Origin of the sequence: Methanobrevibacter sp. V14, assembly GCF_963082475.1 — an archaeon.
In the GTDB taxonomy this organism is placed as follows: domain Archaea; phylum Methanobacteriota; class Methanobacteria; order Methanobacteriales; family Methanobacteriaceae; genus Methanocatella.
In genome coordinates, this window is the sequence record NZ_CAUJAM010000007.1 from 242,430 (window position 1) to 264,446 (window position 22,017).

Sequence of the window (22,017 nt, forward strand, 5' to 3'; positions counted from 1 at the left end):
GTGTATTGTTAATGTTGCAAATGCAGAACTAATACAAAATGCAATAAGGGTTAGATAGAAATTCTTTCATTAACAATGAAAAATTTTTGTTTATTTGAAAGCATAGGTGCTGAAAATTTTCATTAAGAATAAAATTTCAGAAAATGTTTTTGTATTTATTATATTATTTGTTATTTTAGCAATATCTATTTCTGGAGTTGATGCCGCATCACATCATATTAATAACGATGGTAACTTTTCGAATATTCAATATGAAGTTGATAATGCTGGCAGTGGAGATACAATTTATTTACATAACCATACATTTGTAAATAGCCATTCGACTCCAATTAATATTCATAAGTCAATCACTATCGATGGTGGTAATTATGAGGGTGATAATCACAAATCTACTTTAAATGCAAAACTTCTTTCGAGAATTTTCAATGTTAATAGTGGTGTTACTTTAAGATTAAAAAATCTAAACTTGATTAATGGAAAAAGTGTTAATGGTGGAGCTGCTTATATAAGTGGTGGTTCTACATTGTATTCTAAAGATTGTAATTTCATTAATAATAGTGCCAGTATTGATGGTGGTGTTATATATGGTGGATCTTCCACTACAGTAACAGTAAAAACTAATAATAATTTTATTAATAATAGTGCTGGTCGTGATGGAGGAGCATTGTTTTATACAGTAATTAGTAATGTTTTTAAGGGTAAGCCTATAGAATATATAAATTTTTATAATAATAAAGCGAATCATGCAGGTGGAGCCCTGTATTTTATTATGTATGGCGATATAAAAACAGCCTCCGACTTTAGAATATGGTTTAATACAGTTAACAATAATACTGCCATGTATGGTGGTGGATTATATATTTCTCTCCCTGATCAAAAACCTAATCATAACACTATGCACTTTAGGGGTAATTATTATTTTAATAATCATGCAACATGGTGGAGGATTATATATAAATAATACTAAAGGTATTTGGATACATAAATATGATTTTAAAAATAATACTGCTACATTAGATGGTGGTGCTATTTATATTAGTGATTCTGTTGAATATATTCAGGTGCATGGATGTGGTGGTGAAGGATTTATAAATAACACTGCTGGAAATAGGGGTGGAGCTATATTTTCACATTCAAATATATTCTATTTTGATGGTGGGAATAATGATCAAAAATATATTAATAATAATGCTACTAATGGTGGTTCGGCAATTTATTATATAGGAGATAATTTCATCCTTAAAGGTACTTTTATAAATAATGTGCCATGGTATCATGAAATCAATATTACTGAGGGTTATAATATTTATTGGGGTGATGTTGAAAACTTTACTGTTTCATGGCATGAAGGAGATAATGTTATTCCAGGAGTATATACGACTGCAAATAATATTGGTGGTAGTGCTGTATATTATAACTCAACCATAGGCGGTACACAACTTATTAATTCAAATCATTTTTATAAAAATAGACCAGATTATAATATTCTAAATGTACGTATTTTAGATACTGAAGGAAACGTTGTTTATAATGAAATGCTTACTATAACTAATTTTACTTTATTCCTTTTTAATAGGACTATTCCTAATTTAGCTGCTGGTAATTATACTATAATTGCAAGCAACACAGCTTCTGGTTCTGTAAATACAACTTTTAGAGTTTTAAATTTAACATTAAATGTTACAAAAAGTATAAATAATACAGAACCTAATTATGGGGACTATATCACTTATACTATTATTGTAAATAATATTGGTGATTCAATAAATGAAGATGTTTTACTAACTGAAGAATTACCAAATTCTTTAAAAATATTATCTATCAATGTTTCAAAAGGATTATATAATTATTCTAATAATTCATGGAATATTGGTCATCTTGATAGATTAGAAAGTGCAACTTTAACTATTGTTGCACGTATTAGTGGAACTGGTAATATAGTTAATAATGTTTCTGTTAAAGTAAAATCTCATGAATTTAATGCAAGCAATACAGTTCTTGTTGCTCAAAGTGCTGATTTAAGTATTGTTAAGTGTGCTAATGTTTCTAATGTTAATTATGGTGATTTTGTAGAGTATACTGTTGTTGTTACTAATAATGGTCCTGATGATGCTACTGGTGTTGTTGTTAAGGAGGCTTTGCCTGTTGGTTTGGTTTATGTTAGTGATAATGGTGGTGGTGCTTATAATCATAATTCTGGTTTGTGGACTGTTGGTAATTTAGCGAATGGTGCTTCTGTTTCTCTTAAAGTGGTTGTGCGTGTTGGTAAAACAGGTAGTTTAACTAATTTTGTTAAAGTTAAGGGTAGTGAGTATGATAATAACACAGCAAATAACATTGTAAGTACAAAAATAATTGTAAAGAAATGTGCTGATTTAATCATTACTAAAACTGCAAATGTTACTAAGGTTAAAATTGGAGACTATATAAAATACAAAATAAGTGTTACTAATAATGGTCCTGATGATGCTACTGGTATTGTAGTAACTGAAATCTTACCTAATGGTTTAGTTTATATTCGTGATAATAGTGGGGGAGCTTATAATCCTAAAACTGGTTTGTGGAATGTAGGTAAATTAGCTAAAGGCAAAACTACTACTCTTATCATTGTTGTAAAAGTGCATACAATTGGTAATATAACTATATAGTTAGAGTTAATGGTAATGAGTATGACAATAATACAGAAAGCAATGAAGCCAATATTACTATAATTTCAGAAAAGTCTCCTATAGAACCTGAAAAACTGTTGAAACACATTCTTCATTATTAATTAAGAATACAGGTAACCCAATATTTTTACTTGCGTTATTAATTTTTATTTTAATTCCGTTAAGTAGAAAAAATAAAAAATAACATTTGAAAATTTATAATTTTGTATATTTTTGTGTAAAGATATTACACAAAAATTCTTTTTTTTTTATCGTCTGTTAGTAGTCGTGACATTTATTCTTTGATGTTTTCCCAATTAGTGTGTTGATATTGGTTTTGTATTTGTATGTGTGTTCTCTTTTTATTAGTTGTTTTTCGTCATTTTTTAGGACTATTAACATGTTGAATAGGTCATATGTGGATTTAAAAGTCTTGTTCTAGGATTATTTTCCTTTTTTTCCTGTGAATTTTTCGATTTTTAATTTATCTTAATTGGTTTCTATTTTCCATCTTGAGCCGTATAATTTAAGTCATATGGTATAAATTTTTCAAGAAAAACTATAAATTAACTTCCAATACCTAATGAATGATAAAAAAATAGACACAATATCTATAATTTCAATTTTTAAAAATAGTTGTCTTAGTAGTCGATAACAACACCATTTATATCAGAAATATCTACCCATGTGGAAACGCCTTTAATTTCATATATTTTATTATTAATAATTTCATAAGAAACTTCTTTATTATCACTAACCAAGTGAATGTCGTCTCCATTTACTTGATCAACTCTTTTTATGATTCCTCCATATTGGTCGGAGTCTGCTACAACAATATCTCCAACATTAACATTATGGGTTTTATTTAAAAGAACATCTTGTCCATCTTTTAAGGTTGGAAGCATTGATGTTCCGTCAACGGTTACAATAACGGGAATTTGGTTAGGTCCAATGCTTGAATCAAGATTGACTTCAACATTGTCTAAACCGTAATACATACAAATATCTTTAACTCCGGTTTTATAAGCATCTATATCTATTGCAGTGTCATTCATTACTTCTAATGTGTAATTAGTAATGTCCTTGTTAAGATGTGTTTTATTAACAGTGGATAATGATTTGGTTTCAACGGTAATATTTTCACCATCTATGTAAATGTCAACAGAATCATGACCTAAGAATATGATTCCGGCAAAAACAGTTAAAATAAGTAAAATTATCGTTAAAATAATTTTTTTAGACATTTAACTCACTCGTTCATAATATTCAAATCCATATTTAAGAGGGCTTTCATTGTTTCGATGTCAATTTGACCAGGTGCAGTCGCATCAGTGCCTGCAGCAAAAGTAATTGGCGAGTCAAATTTAGAAGCCATAACGCGGGTATAGCTTCCTAAATCCCCCATTGAAATAGCAATAGTATTTTCGCAATGGGATAAAACAGCCAGTATTGTTAAGGTATCTTCTAAATCTTGCGGCATAAAAGCAACTTTAGCAATGTCTCCCAATTCATGTTCTTTTTCAACAATATACATTATTTCATTTAAATCAGGAGTTTTTTCAAAGTCATGGTAAGAAACAATGGTTTCAACACCGGTTTCATGGATTTCATGTATATATTCATCATCACTTTGAAGCTCAATATCAACATAATCAACTAAATCGCAGCATTCATAAAGGATATTAAATCTTTCTTCTTCAGAGCCTTTAAAAGAACCCCCTTCACTGCCAATTCTATTAGTAGCTATTATTGGAAAATCAATTTCTTTAATTGTATTTTTAATCTCGCCGATATCCGGATTTTTCAATCCATCTATTCTAAACTCTAAAATATCCGCCCCTTTACTAATACAATCATGAGCAGCTTCAATGACATTTTCACATTTCTTTTGGAAAATGGGTATTGCAATTTTTGTTTGTGAATACATTAGTTGAATATTTAATCTTAATTGTTAATTAATGTTTTTCTTAATCTTTATATAAATTAAACAACATAATATATATCAGTCGAATTTAAAATTTTATTTATTTTATTAATCAATTATATAAGGTGTTAATTTGAAAGTTACAGCTATAGGTGCAGATATTTCTAACAATGATGTATCTTGCAGTTCTAAGCTAGTAGAAACTATTGAACAAAACCTGTATACTGTTAAAGAATTAGGTGCAAAATATGCTGCATTAACTAATGTCACAGGTGATGATGTTGTTGTTAGTGCAATTGTAGAAGATTACTTACTTGAATCTGTTAATGAAGGTTTAGTTAATGTTTTAAAGATGAGTGCAGAGAATCTCGGAGATTTATATGGAATTTCTGATAATTCTGAAGATGCAGGAGAAGGAGTATCTTATGCTCAAGCAAATATAAGAGAAGATAGATATCCTGATGTTATTGTTTTAGGTTTTGATACATATGGTGGAGAACCATTTGTAGCTGATGTTGCAAACTCAGCAATAGAGGCGGCACGTGGAATGAAAAATTGCAATGATGTATCGGAATTCATTGAACCGAAAACAAGAAAAATACCTGGTGTTGGATATGTTTCACCAGAAACCGATGATCCGGTTGTTGTAGCTGCTGTTGATAACATTGAATCTGTTGGGGTTGTTGCAGGTGCTATGATTGGAGCTGCACTTGGAAATAAGAATGTTTATTTAGTTAAAAGAGGAACAAATTGTAATGTATTACCGGGTAGTGTAATATTTTCAGTTACTGCCTTTATGAATGGGAATGTAATAGATTTGGCTGTTCCGTTTGAAAATAAGACAAGAATATTAAGATAGGAGTTATATTATGATTTTATTAAATAAAGATACAAAATGTTTAGTTCAGGGAATAACCGGTAAACAAGGTTCATTTCATACAGAACAAATGTTAAATTACAATACTAATATAGTTGCGGGGCTTACGCCTGGAAAAGGCGGTCAAAAATTCTTAGACCAGGTTCCAATTTTCAATTCAATGCAGGAAGCGGTTGAAGAGGTAGAGGTCAATGCTTCCATTATTTTCGTTCCTGCAAAATTTGCAAAAGATGCTGCCTTTGAAGCAATTAGGCACTTGGATTTAGTAGTAATTATTTCAGAACATATTCCGGTTCATGATAGTATGAAGATCATGGCTTATGCAAAACAAATGAATACTACAATCATCGGTCCGAATACTCCGGGAATTATCTCGCCGGGTGTCGGTAAATTAGGCATTATGCCAACGCATATATTTAAAGAAGGTAATGTGGGTTTGATTTCAAGAAGCGGTACATTAACATATGAAATTGCAAACGAATTAACCAATGCTGGAATTGGTCAAAGTACTGCTGTAGGTATTGGCGGAGACCCTGTTACTGGGGATAATTATGTTGATATTCTAAAAAGATTTGAAAATGATGATCAAACTGAAGCAGTTGTTTTAATTGGTGAAATTGGAGGAACTGCTGAAGAAAGGGCTGCTAAATATATCGCTGATGAAATGACAAAACCAGTTGTATCATATATTGCAGGAAGAACAGCCCCTCCGGGAAAAAGAATGGGGCATGCTGGAGCAATTATCCAAGGAAATTCCGGTACTGTTGCAAGTAAAACCAAAGCTTTGAATGATGCTAATGTGGAAGTAGCTATAAAACCATCTGAAATTGTAGAACTGCTTAAAAAGGTTATGTAATGTCTTTCCAAGAAATTATTGATAAATTATTAAATGGTGAAATGAAACTTTATCAAGTTGATAAGGAAGTAAGCGCTCGTGAGGCAACCGATATTAGAAGGGAATTTTTAGAGCAAAAATATGGTCTGGATCTGTCCAATATCTCAAATTATACCCTGGATATGGAAAGAGCATCTGCTCGCAACATTGAAAATTCAATTGGAGTATTGCAACTTCCTATGGGTATTGCAGGACCATTAAAAATAAATGGCCAATACTGTCAAAGAGAAGTATTTGTTCCTCTTGCAACCTCTGAAGGTGCATTGGTGGCTTCAATTAATAGGGGAGCATCAACAATTACCTTATCAGGTGGAGTTAATGTGAGGGTGGTGTCTGATATAATGACCCGTGCACCGGCTATTAAATGTGAGGGTGTAGGGGATGCTTTAAAAATTAAACAGTGGTTTGTTGATAATTTCGATGAATTAAAGGAAATTGCAGAAAGTACAACTTCCCATGGCAAATTAATTAAAATCGATCCTATCTTGATTGTTGGAAGCTATGTCTATCCAAGATTTGTTTTCTCAACTGGGGACAGTATGGGGATGAATATGGTAACAATAGCTTCTGAAAAAATATTAGCCAAATTAGCAGATGAAACTACTGCAACTCACATTGCATTAAGTGGAAATGTATGTGTTGATAAAAAACCGGCTGCTATAAACATTGTTGAAGGAAGAGGAAAAAGCGTTATAGCAGATATTTTAATACCGAAAGATATTGTAGCTAAAAAGCTTAAAACCACAGCTGAAGCAATAGCGGAAGTAAATACTGCTAAAAATTTAATCGGTTCAGCCGCCGGCGGATCAATGGCATTCAATGCTCATTATGCAAATATGGTTGCAGCTATATTTTTAGCAACAGGTCAGGATGCAGCGCATGTTGTTGAAGGTTCTCTTGGTATTACAACAGCCGAAAGCCGTAATGGTGATTTATATTTCTCAGTAAACCTGCCTGATTTGCCTGTAGCTACAGTTGGTGGGGGGACAGGATTGGAAGTTGCTCATGAAGGATTAGAAATTCTTGGTGTAGCGGGATCTGGCAAAGCTCGTGAATTTGCAGAAATTGTTGCATCAACAGTTTTAGCAGGAGAATTATCACTTGTTGGAGCCCTGGCAGCAGGACACCTTGCAAGAGCTCATCAAGAACTTGGAAGGGGATAATATGGATGATTTTTCAGATAGTTTATATCCGGAAATAACACTTGAAACTGATGATATGGTAATGATGTTGTCTGTAAAAAAAGATTATTCTCAAATAAAAGATGCAGATAAAAGAAAAGAGGAATTCATTAAAGATTTAAATGAATTCATAAAGGAGTTTAGTGAAACTCCGGAATCCGGTGAATTCATGGATTATTATGATTAGTATTTGGAATCTATTTTTTCAAATACTTTTTTAATGTTAACTTTTGTTTCAAAACACCCTGTTCTTTCAAGCAATACTCCTTGAGGGTAAAAATCAGAGAGCAACATCATCATTTGGTTTAAATCTTCATGACAAGCTACACCAAGAACAGCTTGGAATTTGTTTTCCATAACTATTTTTTTAACAAAACTTGATCCTGGAACAATATATAATTTATATCCTAATGGTTCAGATTTCTTTTTAATAACGCCGATTGAACATAAGCCACATTCGCTGCAATTTAGGCCTTCTTTTTGAAGAGTTGCAGGACAGTCTTTATGTCTTAGACAATGGGGAAGGAATATTAATGTTTTTTCTGCTGGAATCTGCCTATATTTTTCTTTATTGAGATTATCTCTAACTTTAATAGCTATATCATCAATTAAATAATCATCTAATTTTAAAAATCGTGCTATTGTTTTAAATGGTGAATATAATAGATCTACAATATATAATAAGAATTTAGGGAATTTAATTTGATTTTTACGAGCTATTAAATATCCTAAAATAACCACAACAATAAATAAGATTATAATTAGAATAACTAGAAAAACTACTAACTGTCCTAAAAACATATAGAATGAATCCATAAATAACATTTTTCAACCTAGAATTTTTCAATGGTATAAGTTTCAATTTCTCTGTTTAATTTAACCCCTGTTGGCGTTTTAATTATTTCAAGTCCAGATAGACTGTCGCAAGAACATAAAACATTCTGTTCAGGATGGGTTCCGGGAGTAATATTGCAATTCAGATTAACTCTATCTCCAATGGATATGACAGTTTCCAAACGTTTAGTGGATGGATGGTCTTTGTTTAAGATTATTAGTGGAGATGATTCTTCACGGCTCAGGTAAGCTTGTGATTTAACAGCTCTTTTATCTTTTTTAAAGTTTGATACGGCAATTATGTCATCCGCTTCTAAAAATTGGACTATTTCTTCATTATCTTGAGTTGCTATAAATAACATTTTGTTTTCATAAGCTACTTTAACAACACCTACTATTCCAGTTTTCCCTTCAAGAAATAGCACTTCGTCATTTTTAAGATGAATATCCATATAATCACTAAAAAATAAAAAAGAGTAAATAAATTTACTCTGCAAGTTCAACATTATCGCTTTGACAGGATGGGCAAACAACCTTTTTTCCAAGTCCTTTAAAAGAATTTCCACAACTTTTGCAATGGTATTTTTTTGTTTTTAATTTTTTCAAATCAATATCGGCCATTGGGCCTCCGGTTGAGCACATGTTAAATCACCTGTTATAATTATATATAATATATATTATTTAATACTTCTTTTGATGTCATTTATTTTTTCAATAATTTTTTCATCCTTTGTAATATCAAATTTAAGCTCTAAAAAATATAATAATTGATTATATAATTTATTTTCGCCATATTCACTAATCAATTCATCAAAACATTCCAAAACAAATGGATTTACCCCAACCTGAATATTTTTACTTTCAATAATTTCAATGCATTCATTTAAAGTTAATTCAAAGTCATTGGATTGAATATAATTGATTTCGGTATATGCAAGCGGATTTGCTTCGTATTCCATACTGTATATTAATAGTGCAAGTGCAGTTTCCATTTGATTTTCTTCTATATAATAATATCCAAGGTTTCTATAACATCTTGCAATGTCTTGGGGATAATAAGCATATTGTAGAGCATCACATGTGCGAATAAAGTATTCGTTAAATGTGTAGGTGTGTACTTTGTATATTTCAGTTAACTCCAGAATAATTCTTGATGAAACGGGGTTTATTTTAATTGCCTTTTTTAAATACTCTTCTGCCTTATCGTATTGCTGGGATTCAAGGAGTAAAAATCCATAAACATAATATAGGTCAAGTAAAGGTTGGTTATCTGGAATATATCTTAATTCCTTTTTTAAACCAATATATTTTCTAAATATCATCTCTTCTAGGGGATTTGTGAAAAAGTGATATTCATTTACTTTATCGTCTTCAAAGATGCTTGGAAAACTTTCCATAAATTTCTCAAGTTTTTTCAATGGGGTTTCATAGTTTTCCTCTTCAATATCATAATAGATATCATTTAAAATATCCATAATTGGATTTTCCTTGTTTGAAATATCCGCAAATTCCTGTTTTTGCGATTCGCTTAAGCAATCCCACATCAACCGAGAGATTTCTTTAATTATCTCTTTATTGTATGGATGGTCTTTGTATACTTCAATTTGACTGGATAAGTACTTTTTATTCAATTCTTCATTTGAACCTAAATTAGATTTAATTTCATTCATGATTTCTTCATACATATTACACACCTAATGTTACTTTAATGAGTAATCTTTTTATATTACCTCTAACCTACTTTATATTGTATAAAAACTTAGTTTTATATTTTATTCAAAAAAATTTTAGGTGATAATTAAATGGCAAATCAACCAATATTCATCCTTCCTGAAGGAACAGAAAGATATTCAAAAAGAGATGCTTTAAGAATGAATATCACAGCTGCTAAAGTATTAGCCGGCATTGTAAGAACCACTCTTGGTCCTAAAGGTATGGATAAAATGTTAACAACTTCATTAGGTGATGTCACTGTCACTAATGATGGTGCAACCATTATGAGAGAAATGGAAATTAATCAACCTGCAGCTAGAATGCTTGTGGAAACCGCTAAAAAACAAGAAGAAATTGTTGGAGATGGAACTACTTCTGTTGTTGTTATTGCAGGTGAATTATTATCAAAGGCTGAAGAATTATTAGATGATGGAATTGCAACTTCTATCGTTGTTAAAGGTTATAGAAATGCAACCGCTAAAGCGGTGGAAATCTTAAATAATATTGCAATTGATGCTGATGATGAAGAAACTCTTAAAAAGGTAGCAGTTACTGCAATGAGTGGTAAAGGTTCAGATTATGCTAAAGAACACTTAGCGGATCTTGTTGTTAAAGCGGCATTAAGAATCAAGGAAGATGGAAAGTCTGACATTGACAATATTAATATTCAAAGAGTTTCAGGCGATTCTGTAGAAGATTCATTTTTAGCAGAAGGAATCATTATTGATAAGGCTCCTTTATCTAAAAACATGCCTAATGACATTGAAAATGCAAAAATTGCTATCATGAAATACCCTATTGAATTAAAAGACATTAATACAGATACCAAAATCGATATAACCGGTCCTGATCAATTTGAAGCATTCCTTAAAAACGAAGAAGAAATGATTAAGGATTTAGTTGACAAAATTGTGGACTCTGGCGCTAATGTATTGTTCTGTCAGAAGGGTATTGATGATTTGGCGGAACACTACCTTAAAAAAGCAGGAATCATGGCTTTCAAAAGAGTTAAAAAATCAGACATGGAAAGAATCGCAAAAGCTACCGGTGCTAAACTCGTAACTGATATTGAAGATTTGTCTGAAGATAAATTAGGTTTTGCAGGTCATGTGTATCTTGATAAAATATTTGACCATGAGTTAACTTTAATCGAAGAATGTGAAAATCCAAAAGCTTCCTCAATTATATTGAGAGGCAGCACTCGCTATGTTACAGAACAAATCGCAAGAGCGATTGATGATGCATTAGGTGTAGTTGCAGCCACTATTGAAGAAGGTAAAGTTCTCATTGGTGGAGGAGCTTGCGAAATTGATTTAGTAAAACAATTAAGAGAATATGCTGAATCTATAAGTGGAAGAGAGCAATTAGCTATTTTAAAATATGCCGAAGCTTTAGAAATTATTCCAAAAACCTTAATTGAAAATGCAGGTTTGGATACTATTAATCTAATTGCAGATTTAAAAGCAGCTCATGAAGATTCCTCATTTATCGGAATTAATGTATTCACAGGTAAAATTGAGGATATGAAAGAGTCTGGAGTTATTGAACCTTTAAGAGTTAAAATCCAAGCTTTACAATCTGCTGGTGAAGCCGCTGAAATGATTTTGCGTATTGATGATATGATTGCAGCAAGAAATGCACTTAACTCTACTGGACCTGATGAGTCAGGTAATGACGCTAGTGGCATGCCTCCAATGCCTCCTGCTGGTGGTATGGGCGGAATGCCTCCTATGATGTAAAATTTTCAATTTTACATTTTTTTCTTTTTTATATAATTTTTTAATAAGTTGTATACATCATTATTTTCCAAAATACATCAATTTTCATCATGTCTTTAAGGAAAGATAATTTTTCCAATCATTTTGTTTATACTTGCTTATTTTATCATTTATTCCATTACTTGCATCGTTTTTTTATTTAACTTAATCCATTTTCATGTTTTTTAATATTGTCCCTTTAAATTATAGGTTATTTTGTCTAATAAGCATTAACATTATTGTTCTAATATCTATATATTGAAGTTAGTTTAAAAATAATTTCATATTGTTTAATCGTTTTATAGCATAATTTACCAATAATTGCGATTAATATTCATTTTTCATAAATTTTCAGTCTTATTTTTAGAAATTAAACTTATTTCAACTTATTCGGTAAATAAAAAGGTTTATATAAGATATTTTTAATACATAATGGTTAAGTGAGATTATTCTCACGGTTGTTTAAAAAAATTGTTATGGAGGTAAAATATTTTGAACAAACAAATATTGCTCACTTTGTTAGCATTGCTTTTTGCTGTCCTAACAGTTGGCGCAATTTCTGCAAGTGACGTAAATGTTACAGATTCATATGCTACTAGCTTAGTAGATGACACATCAGATGTATCAGTCCCGTTGGAGAATACTGCTGGTTCATCAGAAATTTCTGTATCAAGTAATTCAAATGTTGATAATGATTCATCTAAAGTTTCTCTATCAAGTGAAGAAGTTTTAGAATCTGAAGATTCAAATAATTTATCAACTAACTCGACTAATGATAATATTCCAAGTAGTGATGATGGGGTTGCTGTTATTTCATCAAATGAAAGTGATAGTAACGTTTCTTCAACAATTGATGTATCTAAGACAATCACTGCAAAAGATATGTCTAAGTATTATAAAGGAAGCGCTCAATATACTGCAACATTCTTAGATGCACACGGTAATGTGTTAAATAATACAAATGTTAAAATTACTGTAAATGGTGTAACATATACTAAACAAACTAATGCAAATGGAGTGGCTTATCTTGCAATAAATCTTAAACCGGGATCTTATAAAGTCGTTGCTTTAAATCCAACAACTGGTTATAGCTTATCTACAACTTTTAAAGTAGTGTCTACAATTTCAGCAAGTGATATTTCCAAAGTTTACACTGATGGCAAAAAATTCACAGCAAAATTCTATAAAAGTGATGGGAAAGCACTAGCCAATAAATACATCAAGTTTAAGATTAATGGAAAAACATACAAAGTAAAAACAAACGGTCAGGGAGTGGCTAGCTTATCTTTAATTAATCTTAAAAAAGGTACTTATGAAATAATGTCTCATAATACTCAGGATGGCTTGAAAATTAAAAACAAGGTTAAAGTTGTAAGGACTACAACCACTTCTTTATCAACAAAAACCTACACTTTCCTTAAAAGCGATTCAAAAACAGTTAAAGTAAACTTAATTAATAAATTTGGTTATGCTCTGGGGAAAGGTAAAATTATCAAATTTGAAATAAACGGTAAGAAATACAGTGCAAAAACTAATGCAAATGGTGTTGCCAAAATTAAATTGCCTTCACTTGGAGCAGGTATTTATAAAATAACCTATTCATTTGCAGGTAACAGTTTTTATAAGAAATGCAGTGCAGGCAGTAAGGTTGAGATACTGGCTAGTAAAAATCCAACTTTCACGGTTAAAAGTACAAAAACCTTTGGTCATGGTGCAAATACTAAATTCCAAGTTGCTTTAACCTCAGGTAATGTTCCTTTGGCACAAAGAACTGTTACTCTTAAGGTGGATGGTAAGAACTATACCAAAACTACTGATGGTAATGGTGTTGTATCCCTTCCTATTGGTCTGGATGTTGGCAATTATACAATTTCATACACATATAACGGCGAATCTAAAGTTAACTCAAAAACAATGTCCACAGCCATTACAGTTAAGGAAAGATCAAATACTTCTTTAACTTGGAAAAGCGGATCTTCTTACTATCAAGGTGTACAAACTTATAAAGTTTTATTAAAAGATTCAAACGGCAAGGTTTTATCTGGCAAGACAGTTAAATTGACAGTAAATTCAAAAACATATTCTGCCACTACTTCTTCAAGCGGCTATGCATTATTTAATGCGAATGTCCCTACAGGAAATTACACAGTTTCATTTAAATATGAAGCTATTGGGGATAATGATAATGCCCCATCTTTCAGTTCCACAAATATCGAAGTTCTCAAAAAGAATACAACCGGATATGGATACTGGGTTTACGGTGGAGATATGGGTAGTGTCAGTTTAGGAACTTTAGCTTCTAAAGGAACCACTGACTTATTCTTAAATTTCTATGCATTAACAATAAAAACTCAAGGGGAAGTTGAATCATGGATTGCTAGTGCAAATAAGTTAGGAATGAGAGTTCATATTTGGATGCAGGCATTTTATGCTAATGGTTCATGGGTAAATCCTGTAGTTAATGGTAATGTCAATTCGGACTACTTTGAGCAAAAAATCATTGAAGCACAAAAATATGCATCTATTAAGGGAATTTCCGGTATTCATTTAGATTACATAAGATATCCTGGAAATGCATATAAGACTTCAGGCGGTACTGCAGCCATTAGTGAATTTGCACAACAAATCACTGAAGCAATTCATGATACTGACCCAAATATTATTGTTTCATGTGCTTTAATGCCTGAAACTACAAGTAATGCATATTATTATGGTCAAGATTATTCTGTAATTAGTAGGTATATGGATGTTGTAATTCCAATGATTTATAAAGGAAATTATGGAAAAACTTCATCCTGGATTAAAACTATTGCAAAATGGTTTGTAGATAATTCTGAAGGTGCTCAAGTATGGGCAGGTTTACAAGGTTATAAATCTGATGATAATGTTGTGAAATTATCTCCATCGGAAATTGCAGCAGACACACAGGCTGCACTTGATGGTGCTGCGTCTGGTGCTGTTATATTTAGATGGGGCGTAACTAACTTTGTTGATTTCAACTCATTATCTGATCAATCTGGATCTCCGTCCATTACTGGTTCAGTATCTATTTCAGATATTGTTGCTGCAGCATATAACTTAAATAGTTCTATAAAATCTAGCGGATCCATTCCGGCTTCTGTCCGTGTTGGTGGAGTAACTTACTCTACTGCTCAATTTTTATATTTGATGACTAAAGCTATTTTATATATTAATGCAGGCAAATCCTCAGAGATTTTAGCAGTAACCTCGGATGTTGCTTCAAATCCAACCAGTACCGTAAAATCCGGTAATTTATACATGTCCGAATATTTAGATTTAGCAACTAGAGTTAGTTCCTTTATTGAAAGTAAGGGTGTGGCTCCTAATTATGCCAATTCTTCATTAGGTTATATTAAATACCAGTCTTTAATTGATGCTTTTGCAAGAATTACAGCATTTTATAAAGTTAGCTTAAGACTGCCTAGTTATGTAATGTTTATTGTAGTTGTAAAATTAGATACTCCTTCTAAAACTATATCAATTAAAAATATTATTAAAGGGGCTTCTAACTTAAAAACATATTATACAAATAACAAAGTTCTTCCATCAACTGTTACAGCAGGAGGAATTACATTTACTTTAGCAGAATTCATGTATTTAATGAGCCGAGCAATTTATCAAATTGGCAATTCAAATACTTCAGATATTACTTATATTTCTGGAGTTTCTGCTCCTAGTTCTCCAACTGGTGATAGTTTAAGTATTGATTTAGGTCGGTCTGGTTTTATTGATTTAGCTAAAAATGTTGCAAGTTATATTAATACTCATAAAAAAGCTCCGAATTTCGCTAATTGCAATTCAAAAAATATTATATACGATGAACTTGTAGATGCATTCTCACGTATATTATCATTTTATAGTATTAGTTCTAGATTGCCAAAGTATGTGACTATTTCAACTAGCGGTTCAAGCTCTAGCTCTAATTCAGGTTCAATTTCAATCACTGGAACTGGTTTAAATGAGAAAAATTATCTCTCAGATTTAAGTAATTATTTAAAATCTACTAAAAATTGCCAAATAACCAATAAAATTAAAAATAAAGTTTCTTCAATAACTAATGGTTTAACTGATGATCTTAAAAAAGCTGAAGCAATATTTAATTATGTAAAATGCCACATAATGTATAGCTTTTATTATAATACTAAATATGGTGCAGATGGTACTTTGTCTGGTGGAAAAGGGAATTGTGTGGATCAATCCCATTTATTAGTGGCGATGTTTAGATCTGCAGGTCTTGCAGCAAGATATGTTCACGGAACATGTAAATTCAATAGTGGAAATACTTATGGCCACGTGTGGACTCAGGTATTAATTGGGGATAAATGGGTGGTTGCTGATGCAACCAGTTTAAAAAATTCATTAGGAAACATATATAATTGGAAAACAAGTTCATTTACCCTTAAGGGCACTTACTCAAGCTTGTCATTCTAATTAGATTTTTCCTTTTTTTATTTTTTCAGTTTCTTTTTTTATTTAGTGTGTTCTACAAAATTTAATTTTGTAATCATCCTTTAGGTTTTCCAAAACTTTTTTATATTGTAACTAATAAACATTTAATCAGTTATTAATTAAGGTGACTTTCATGGCTGATGGCAAAATAAGCGAAAATATTGAAGAATACTTGGAAGTTTTATATTGTAATGGAAATAATGGGGAACAAGTTTCTACAACACAATTATCAAAAGATTTGAATATTGCACCTGGAAGTGTTACTCAAATGCTTAAAAAATTAGAAGACCTTGGTTATATTTCATATACTCCCTATAAAGGAGCTACTTTAACAACTGAAGGAATGAAGATTGCTCAAAAAGTTACAAGAAAACATAGAATCTTAGAAAAGTTCTTATTGGATATCTTAAAAGTTAAAGAAGAAAATGTCCATGATCAAGCTTGTCAAATGGAACATGCTTTATCTGATGAAGCTGAAAGAGCAATTTGTACAATGTTACATCATCCAGATTTATGTCCTGATGATAATGTTATTCCTGCTTGTGATTTTGAATTTGGTAGTTGTCAAGAATGTTTCTCACAAAAAGATTTTGACCAAGTTATTAATAGGAAATTCAATTTATTATCTATTTCTGAATTAACTGCTAATGCTGAAGGTACTATTTCATTTATTCGTGGGAATAATGAACTTTTAGATAAAATAACTTCAGAAGGTATTAGGATAGGTCAACATCTTAAATATGAATATAATGAGAATCGTATGGGTAACTATTATTTGGTCAGTATTGATGATGAAGAGTTAAACATTATTGTAGAAATGGCTAATAATATTTTTATTAGAGTTTAACTTTTTACAACTCTTTTTTTTACAAAAATTTTATATAATATTTCTTTCAAACTTATAAGCATTAAATATAATTTATTTCTTTTTACGGTGTTTTAATGCGTGGAAATTTGTCTAATGGTATTGTTTCAATTAAAATTGAGTCTGGAAGTAAAAGACCAATAGCTTTACATGAAAAAAGTAAATTTGGTAAAATCGAGTCTGAGTTTTTACAATTATCTTTAATTGAAGCCTGCTATTTACAAGAAAAAGGTCGATTAAATATTTATGAAGATGGCAGCCTATGCAGCATAGGTTATTTAATTGATTTAATAAAGCATAAGGAACTTTATGGCAAATACGTTGTTTATCGTGATTTAAAAGATCGCGGTTTTGTTATTAAAACCGGTTTCAAATATGGTTCAGAATTTAGATTATATGATCGTGGAGGAGGTCCAGGTCAGGGGCATTCTGATTATTTGGTTAAAATTATTTTTGAAAATTATGATATTAATGCACTTGATTTTGCAAGTTATGTGAGGGTTTCTCATGGGGTGAATAAGAAACTTCTATTGGCTATTGTTGATGAGGATTTTGACATAACATACTATAATGTGGAATGGACAAGACCATAAGTTTAATTAAAGAAATCCTTTATATTTTAACATACTTTTATATTTATTGCAATAATTTTAATCATAAATTTAATTTGATATTATTAGTGGTGATGAAATGGCAGATTTAATTAATCCATGGGCATCATTTAGCCTAGATTATGATAAGTTAGTTAATAAATTCGGTATCGATAAGATTTCAGATATTATTGGAGATATCGAAAACCCTCAAAAATTGATGAAAAGGGGAGTAATTTTTGGACATAGGGAATTTGATGAAATTGTTAAGTTAATCAATCAGAATAAAGATTTTGCAGTGGTATCAGGTATGATGCCAAGTGGCCAAATGCATATAGGTCATAAAATGGTTGTGGATCAACTTAAATGGTATCAATCCCAAGGTGCAATGTTGTCTCTTCCAATAGCGGACCTTGAAGCTTATGCAGCCCGTAACATGAGCTTTGAAAAAGGCCGTGAAATTGCATTGAAGGAATACTTAACAAATTGGATTGCATTAGGCCTAGACCTTGAAAGGGACAATGTTAATGTTTACTTGCAATCTCAAAATAGTTTATTGCACAATTTAGCATTTAAATCTTCAAGTAAAACTAATTTCAGTCAACTCAAATCAATTTACGGATTTGAACATTCTACAAATATTGCTCATCTGCAGTCACCTTTATTTCAGGTTGCAGATATTTTACTTCCCCAAAGCGAAGAATTTGGAGGTCCGAAAAAGGTTGTAGTTCCTGTTGGAATAGATCAAGACCCTCATATTAGATTAACAAGGGACATTGCCCATAGACTTCATGAAAGTGAAGGATTTATTCCACCGGCTTCCACATATCATAGATTCCTAACAGGTTTGACTGGAGATAAAATGAGTAGTTCAAAGCCATCCACTGCAATTTATTTAAATGATGATACAAAATCCGCAATTAAGAAAGTTAAGTCTGCTAAAACTGGAGGGAGAGAAACTTTAAAAGAACAAGAAGAATTAGGCGGGGAAGTGGATAAATGCGTAATATATGAAATGTTGTTATACCACTTTATTGAAGATGATAGCGAACTTGAAAAAATCAGACATGATTGTTTAAATGGAACTCTACGCTGTGGGGAATGTAAAATGAGAACTGCAGAGTTCATGGAAGAATTCATGGATGATTTACACGAAAAACAAGTTGAAGCAGCAGAAATTGCTAAAATACTGATATAATGATAGAACAAATTAAATTAGCTTTCAGCGAAAATAGATTAGCCATTATAGTGGCAACAGTTATTCTTTTTGCTTCTTTAGTATTGGGTTATTTTTTAGAACCTTATTTGCATGGCTATTTAAGTCCTGTTGTTGAGCAATTGGAAGAAGGAGTTAGCAATGGCACTATTAAAGTAACATTCAATAGCATTTTTTTAAATAACATTAGAATCGTGTTTTTGATGTTTCTAACAGGATTCATTTTATGTTTTTCAGCTATAATTCTAGCTTTTAATGGGCTTTTTGTAGGATATTTTGTAGCGGATTATGGCAATTTAGTTAAATCGCTACTTTATTTAATTCCTCATGGAATTTTTGAGCTTTCTTCAATTGTCATAGCTTGCGCATCAGGTTTTGTTGCATTTAATTTCTTATTCAAGTTTTTAAAAACATTATCGATTCAAGAAAATAACTCTGTTAAAGATAAGTTAGCCATATCATTCAATGAAAGCTCTATTAAATTAGAACAGGCTATAATACTATTAATGGTTGCTTCCATTTTAATGGCAGTTGCAGGATTTGTTGAAGCTTACTTAACAATACCTATTGCAGATTATTTACTTTCAATTTTAAGTTAAATTTTATATAGAGATAATTCAAAAATATACATGTGATTTTATGATAAGATGTGTTTCATGTGGAGAAGAATATGGCGATGATGAAGTAATCTACACTTGTGAAAAGTGTGGATCTGTACTCGAACTCGTTAATGAAATCAATGTTTCAAAAGACACTTTTGACGGTAGAAAAGATAATTTGTGGAAATTTAAAGAGTGCATTCCTGTTGATGAATCAAAAATTGTTTCACTTGATGAGGGAGGAACTCCATTTTGTAAATGTGATAAGTTAGGTGAAGAACTTGGAGTAAACTTGTATGTTAAAGTGGAAGGATCCAATCCAACAGGAAGTTTTAAAGACAGGGGAATGACTGTGGGCATGACAAAAGCAATGGAACTTGGAGTAAGTACTGTAGGTTGTGCTTCAACCGGTAACACTTCAGCATCACTTTCAGCTTATGCCGCTCGTGCAGGTTTACGCTGCATTGTATTTTTACCTTCTGGAAAAGTTGCACTTGGGAAATTAGCACAAGCGATGTTCCATGGTGCTGAGGTCATGTCAATCAATGGAAACTTTGACGAAGCACTTGAAGCCATGACAGCTCTTGCATTGGAAAAACATCTTTACCTATTAAATTCAATAAATCCATACAGATTAGAAGGACAAAAAACAATAGGATATGAAATTGTCCGCGATTTGGGTTGGAAAGCTCCTGATAGAATTATTTTGCCAGTAGGTAATGCGGGAAATATTTCAGCTATCTGGAAAGGGGTTAAGGAATTTCATGATGCTGGATTTATTAAAGACTTGCCAATGATGACCGGTATTCAAGCGGAAGGAGCATGCCCTGTTACAAATGCATTTAAAAAAGGAGATAAATGTGTTGTGCCGGTGGAAAATCCGGAAACTATTGCAACCGCCATTCGTATTGGAGCACCAGTTAGTGATATTAAAGCTTTGAATGCTATTTATGATTCAAACGGATATTCTGAAACAGTAACTGATGGGGAGATCCTTGATGCACAAAGATTACTTGCAAGAACTGAGGGTATTGGTGTTGAACCAGCTTCAGCAGCATCTATTGCAGGTCTTAAAAAACTTGTTGATGAAGGTGTAGTTGATAAAGGTGAAACAATCACTTGTGTGGTTACTGGACACTTACTTAAAGATCCTAACACTGCTATTGAAGCATGCACTCAACCTACACAAGTTGATGCGGATATAGATACTTTAAGAGAGATTTTAATGAATAAATAAATTCGCTTTGATTCACTTTTACTTTTAATTTTTTCTTTTAATTTGCTTTTATTCCATGTACAAAAATGTACATTGCAAATAATACTACCAAATGCTCCCTAGGACAACTTAAAAGGCAAATAAAAATGATATATGAAAACTTAAATGAGTTAATAGAAAATATTTAAAGGAGAATTCTACAAAATAGTCGATTTAACCTCATTCTACACAACTGGGTCAATGAATATTTAGGTATGAATATTTAGTAAAACACTATAGTTTACATTTGGCGTTATAAAATGTTTTTCATGTAATTCTATTATTGAAACTGTTGATTAAATTTTTGGTATATTGTTTGGATTTGATAATGGTCATCAGACAAACTTTCAACTTGGTAATATTTGGACAAATTGTTGGATAGAGTATATACAATAGCAAATTATTTAAATGACTGATTGTATATTTAGTATACAGAGGTGTTTATTATGTTAGATGAAATCTTAGGTGATTATCCTCAAATAAAAGTAATCGATTATTTATTGATGAATCCATTTGCCGAATTATCCAAATTACAAATTGCAGTTGGAGCTAAAATCTCTAGGATTACATTAAACAAATTCATTGATGATTTAATAGATAAACAATTAGTTATTAGCACTAACTCAAAATATCGTTTAAATTTACAATCTCCAATTGTAGTGAACTTAAATATGCTTTTAGATGAATTAAACAAGACAGCAATTGAAGAAGCAATGAATTATGCTGATGAACCTTATGATGATTTAAGTGATGAAGAATTGGATGAAATTTTTGATGAAAACAGTCCTGATGTAGATTTAATCCAACTAGAAAAAGAAATTCGAATAAAAGAAAGTTATGATGTTTACATTGAAGATGTAAATGAAAATTATGTATTGATAGTATAAATTATGAGGTTTTTAACATGAGAAATGAAAAAATTCCAATCAATAAAAACATGATAATTGATCCTGATTCAGAAATAATTTATGCATCATCAGTAGGTGTAGGTGCAGATGATGAGGAAGTGAGATTAATCCTATTTAACAAACGCTTAACTTCAGACGGCGAAAACATTGAAATAATAAACGAATCAGACACCCAAATAATACTAAACAAATCCGCTGCATTCAAATTAAAAGAATTACTGGATCAACCCTTAAAATAAAATTTAGGTGGTTTAAATTGGATTGAATCAAGAACAAAGAGCAGAG

At 31.2% G+C, this 22,017-nt stretch carries 21 protein-coding genes; 15 read left to right on the forward strand and 6 right to left on the reverse strand.

Annotated elements, in window-relative coordinates:
- Window positions 1-106 precede the first annotated feature (106 nt).
- On the forward strand, window positions 107-961 hold the full coding sequence (locus Q9968_RS05210) for a hypothetical protein (RefSeq protein WP_305514141.1): 855 nt from the start codon (window positions 107-109) through the stop codon (window positions 959-961).
- A complete protein-coding gene (locus Q9968_RS05215; protein ID WP_305514143.1) occupies window positions 930-2,648 on the forward strand; it encodes a DUF11 domain-containing protein in 1,719 nt (572 codons plus the stop codon). Before Q9968_RS05210 ends, Q9968_RS05215 begins: the two co-directional genes overlap by 32 nt.
- A 641-nt stretch (window positions 2,649-3,289) precedes the next feature.
- On the opposite strand, the gene Q9968_RS05220 is transcribed toward Q9968_RS05215, so the two are convergent.
- Together Q9968_RS05220 and aroD are read right to left on the reverse strand one after the other, a co-directional pair.
- Window positions 3,290-3,892 carry a S24 family peptidase gene (locus tag Q9968_RS05220; protein WP_305514145.1) on the reverse strand — a complete coding sequence of 201 codons (603 nt, stop codon included), beginning with the start codon at window positions 3,890-3,892 and terminating at the stop codon, window positions 3,290-3,292.
- 5 nt (window positions 3,893-3,897) lie between these two features.
- Window positions 3,898-4,575, reverse strand: a complete 678-nt coding sequence (gene aroD, locus Q9968_RS05225) for a type I 3-dehydroquinate dehydratase (protein WP_305514147.1) — start codon at window positions 4,573-4,575, stop codon at window positions 3,898-3,900.
- A gap of 130 nt (window positions 4,576-4,705) precedes the next feature.
- On the opposite strand from aroD, the gene Q9968_RS05230 reads away from it, so the two are divergent.
- From Q9968_RS05230 to Q9968_RS05245, 4 genes are read left to right on the forward strand one after another with little or no spacing between them, the layout of a single operon-like run.
- Window positions 4,706-5,431: a hypothetical protein gene (locus Q9968_RS05230; protein WP_305514149.1), complete on the forward strand. Its 726-nt coding sequence runs from the start codon at window positions 4,706-4,708 to the stop codon at window positions 5,429-5,431.
- 10 nt (window positions 5,432-5,441) lie between these two features.
- On the forward strand, window positions 5,442-6,305 hold the full coding sequence (gene sucD / locus Q9968_RS05235; protein WP_305514151.1) for a succinate--CoA ligase subunit alpha: 864 nt from the start codon (window positions 5,442-5,444) through the stop codon (window positions 6,303-6,305).
- Entirely contained in the window at window positions 6,305-7,507 is a 1,203-nt protein-coding gene (gene hmgA / locus Q9968_RS05240; protein ID WP_305514153.1) for a hydroxymethylglutaryl-CoA reductase (NADPH), read from the forward strand. The genes sucD and hmgA overlap by 1 nt, the downstream gene beginning before the upstream one ends.
- Before the next feature lies 1 nt (window position 7,508).
- Window positions 7,509-7,712: a hypothetical protein gene (locus Q9968_RS05245; RefSeq protein WP_305514155.1), complete on the forward strand. Its 204-nt coding sequence runs from the start codon at window positions 7,509-7,511 to the stop codon at window positions 7,710-7,712.
- Here Q9968_RS05245 and Q9968_RS05250 read toward each other — a convergent pair.
- The 4 genes from Q9968_RS05250 to Q9968_RS05265 are packed head-to-tail and all read right to left on the reverse strand — an operon-like array spanning window position 7,709 to window position 10,044.
- Complete coding sequence (locus tag Q9968_RS05250; protein ID WP_305514157.1) at window positions 7,709-8,341, reverse strand: DUF116 domain-containing protein; 633 nt, start codon at window positions 8,339-8,341, stop codon at window positions 7,709-7,711. The two genes, Q9968_RS05245 and Q9968_RS05250, sit on opposite strands and share 4 nt — an antisense overlap.
- A gap of 17 nt (window positions 8,342-8,358) precedes the next feature.
- Window positions 8,359-8,811, reverse strand: a complete 453-nt coding sequence (locus tag Q9968_RS05255) for a hypothetical protein (RefSeq protein ID WP_305514159.1) — start codon at window positions 8,809-8,811, stop codon at window positions 8,359-8,361.
- A gap of 34 nt (window positions 8,812-8,845) precedes the next feature.
- Window positions 8,846-9,001: a hypothetical protein gene (locus tag Q9968_RS05260; protein ID WP_305514161.1), complete on the reverse strand. Its 156-nt coding sequence runs from the start codon at window positions 8,999-9,001 to the stop codon at window positions 8,846-8,848.
- Between the two features lie 35 nt (window positions 9,002-9,036).
- Entirely contained in the window at window positions 9,037-10,044 is a 1,008-nt protein-coding gene (locus Q9968_RS05265; RefSeq protein WP_305514163.1) for a tetratricopeptide repeat protein, read from the reverse strand.
- 117 nt (window positions 10,045-10,161) lie between these two features.
- On the opposite strand from Q9968_RS05265, the gene thsA reads away from it, so the two are divergent.
- The 9 genes from thsA to Q9968_RS05310 all read left to right on the forward strand — a co-directional run bounded on the left by thsA (window position 10,162) and on the right by Q9968_RS05310 (window position 21,971).
- On the forward strand, window positions 10,162-11,811 hold the full coding sequence (thsA, locus tag Q9968_RS05270; RefSeq protein WP_305514164.1) for a thermosome subunit alpha: 1,650 nt from the start codon (window positions 10,162-10,164) through the stop codon (window positions 11,809-11,811).
- Window positions 11,812-12,321: 510 nt separating this feature from the next.
- Window positions 12,322-16,281 carry a pseudomurein-binding repeat-containing protein gene (locus Q9968_RS05275; protein ID WP_305514166.1) on the forward strand — a complete coding sequence of 1,320 codons (3,960 nt, stop codon included), beginning with the start codon at window positions 12,322-12,324 and terminating at the stop codon, window positions 16,279-16,281.
- A gap of 151 nt (window positions 16,282-16,432) precedes the next feature.
- The gene (locus Q9968_RS05280; protein ID WP_305514167.1) at window positions 16,433-17,146 is read left to right on the forward strand and encodes a metal-dependent transcriptional regulator; all 714 of its coding nucleotides are present in this window, start codon (window positions 16,433-16,435) and stop codon (window positions 17,144-17,146) included.
- A gap of 95 nt (window positions 17,147-17,241) precedes the next feature.
- On the forward strand, window positions 17,242-17,757 hold the full coding sequence (endA, locus tag Q9968_RS05285) for a tRNA-intron lyase (RefSeq protein WP_305514169.1): 516 nt from the start codon (window positions 17,242-17,244) through the stop codon (window positions 17,755-17,757).
- 97 nt (window positions 17,758-17,854) lie between these two features.
- Window positions 17,855-18,952 (forward strand): tryptophan--tRNA ligase, encoded by a 1,098-nt coding sequence (locus Q9968_RS05290; protein WP_305514171.1) that lies wholly within the window; start codon window positions 17,855-17,857, stop codon window positions 18,950-18,952.
- Window positions 18,952-19,569 (forward strand): stage II sporulation protein M, encoded by a 618-nt coding sequence (locus Q9968_RS05295; protein WP_305514173.1) that lies wholly within the window; start codon window positions 18,952-18,954, stop codon window positions 19,567-19,569. The genes Q9968_RS05290 and Q9968_RS05295 overlap by 1 nt, the downstream gene beginning before the upstream one ends.
- A gap of 40 nt (window positions 19,570-19,609) precedes the next feature.
- A complete protein-coding gene (gene thrC, locus Q9968_RS05300) occupies window positions 19,610-20,806 on the forward strand; it encodes a threonine synthase (RefSeq protein WP_305514175.1) in 1,197 nt (398 codons plus the stop codon).
- A gap of 464 nt (window positions 20,807-21,270) precedes the next feature.
- Window positions 21,271-21,711: a hypothetical protein gene (locus Q9968_RS05305; RefSeq protein ID WP_305514177.1), complete on the forward strand. Its 441-nt coding sequence runs from the start codon at window positions 21,271-21,273 to the stop codon at window positions 21,709-21,711.
- A gap of 17 nt (window positions 21,712-21,728) precedes the next feature.
- Window positions 21,729-21,971 carry a hypothetical protein gene (locus Q9968_RS05310; protein WP_305514179.1) on the forward strand — a complete coding sequence of 81 codons (243 nt, stop codon included), beginning with the start codon at window positions 21,729-21,731 and terminating at the stop codon, window positions 21,969-21,971.
- Window positions 21,972-22,017: the final 46 nt, after the last annotated feature.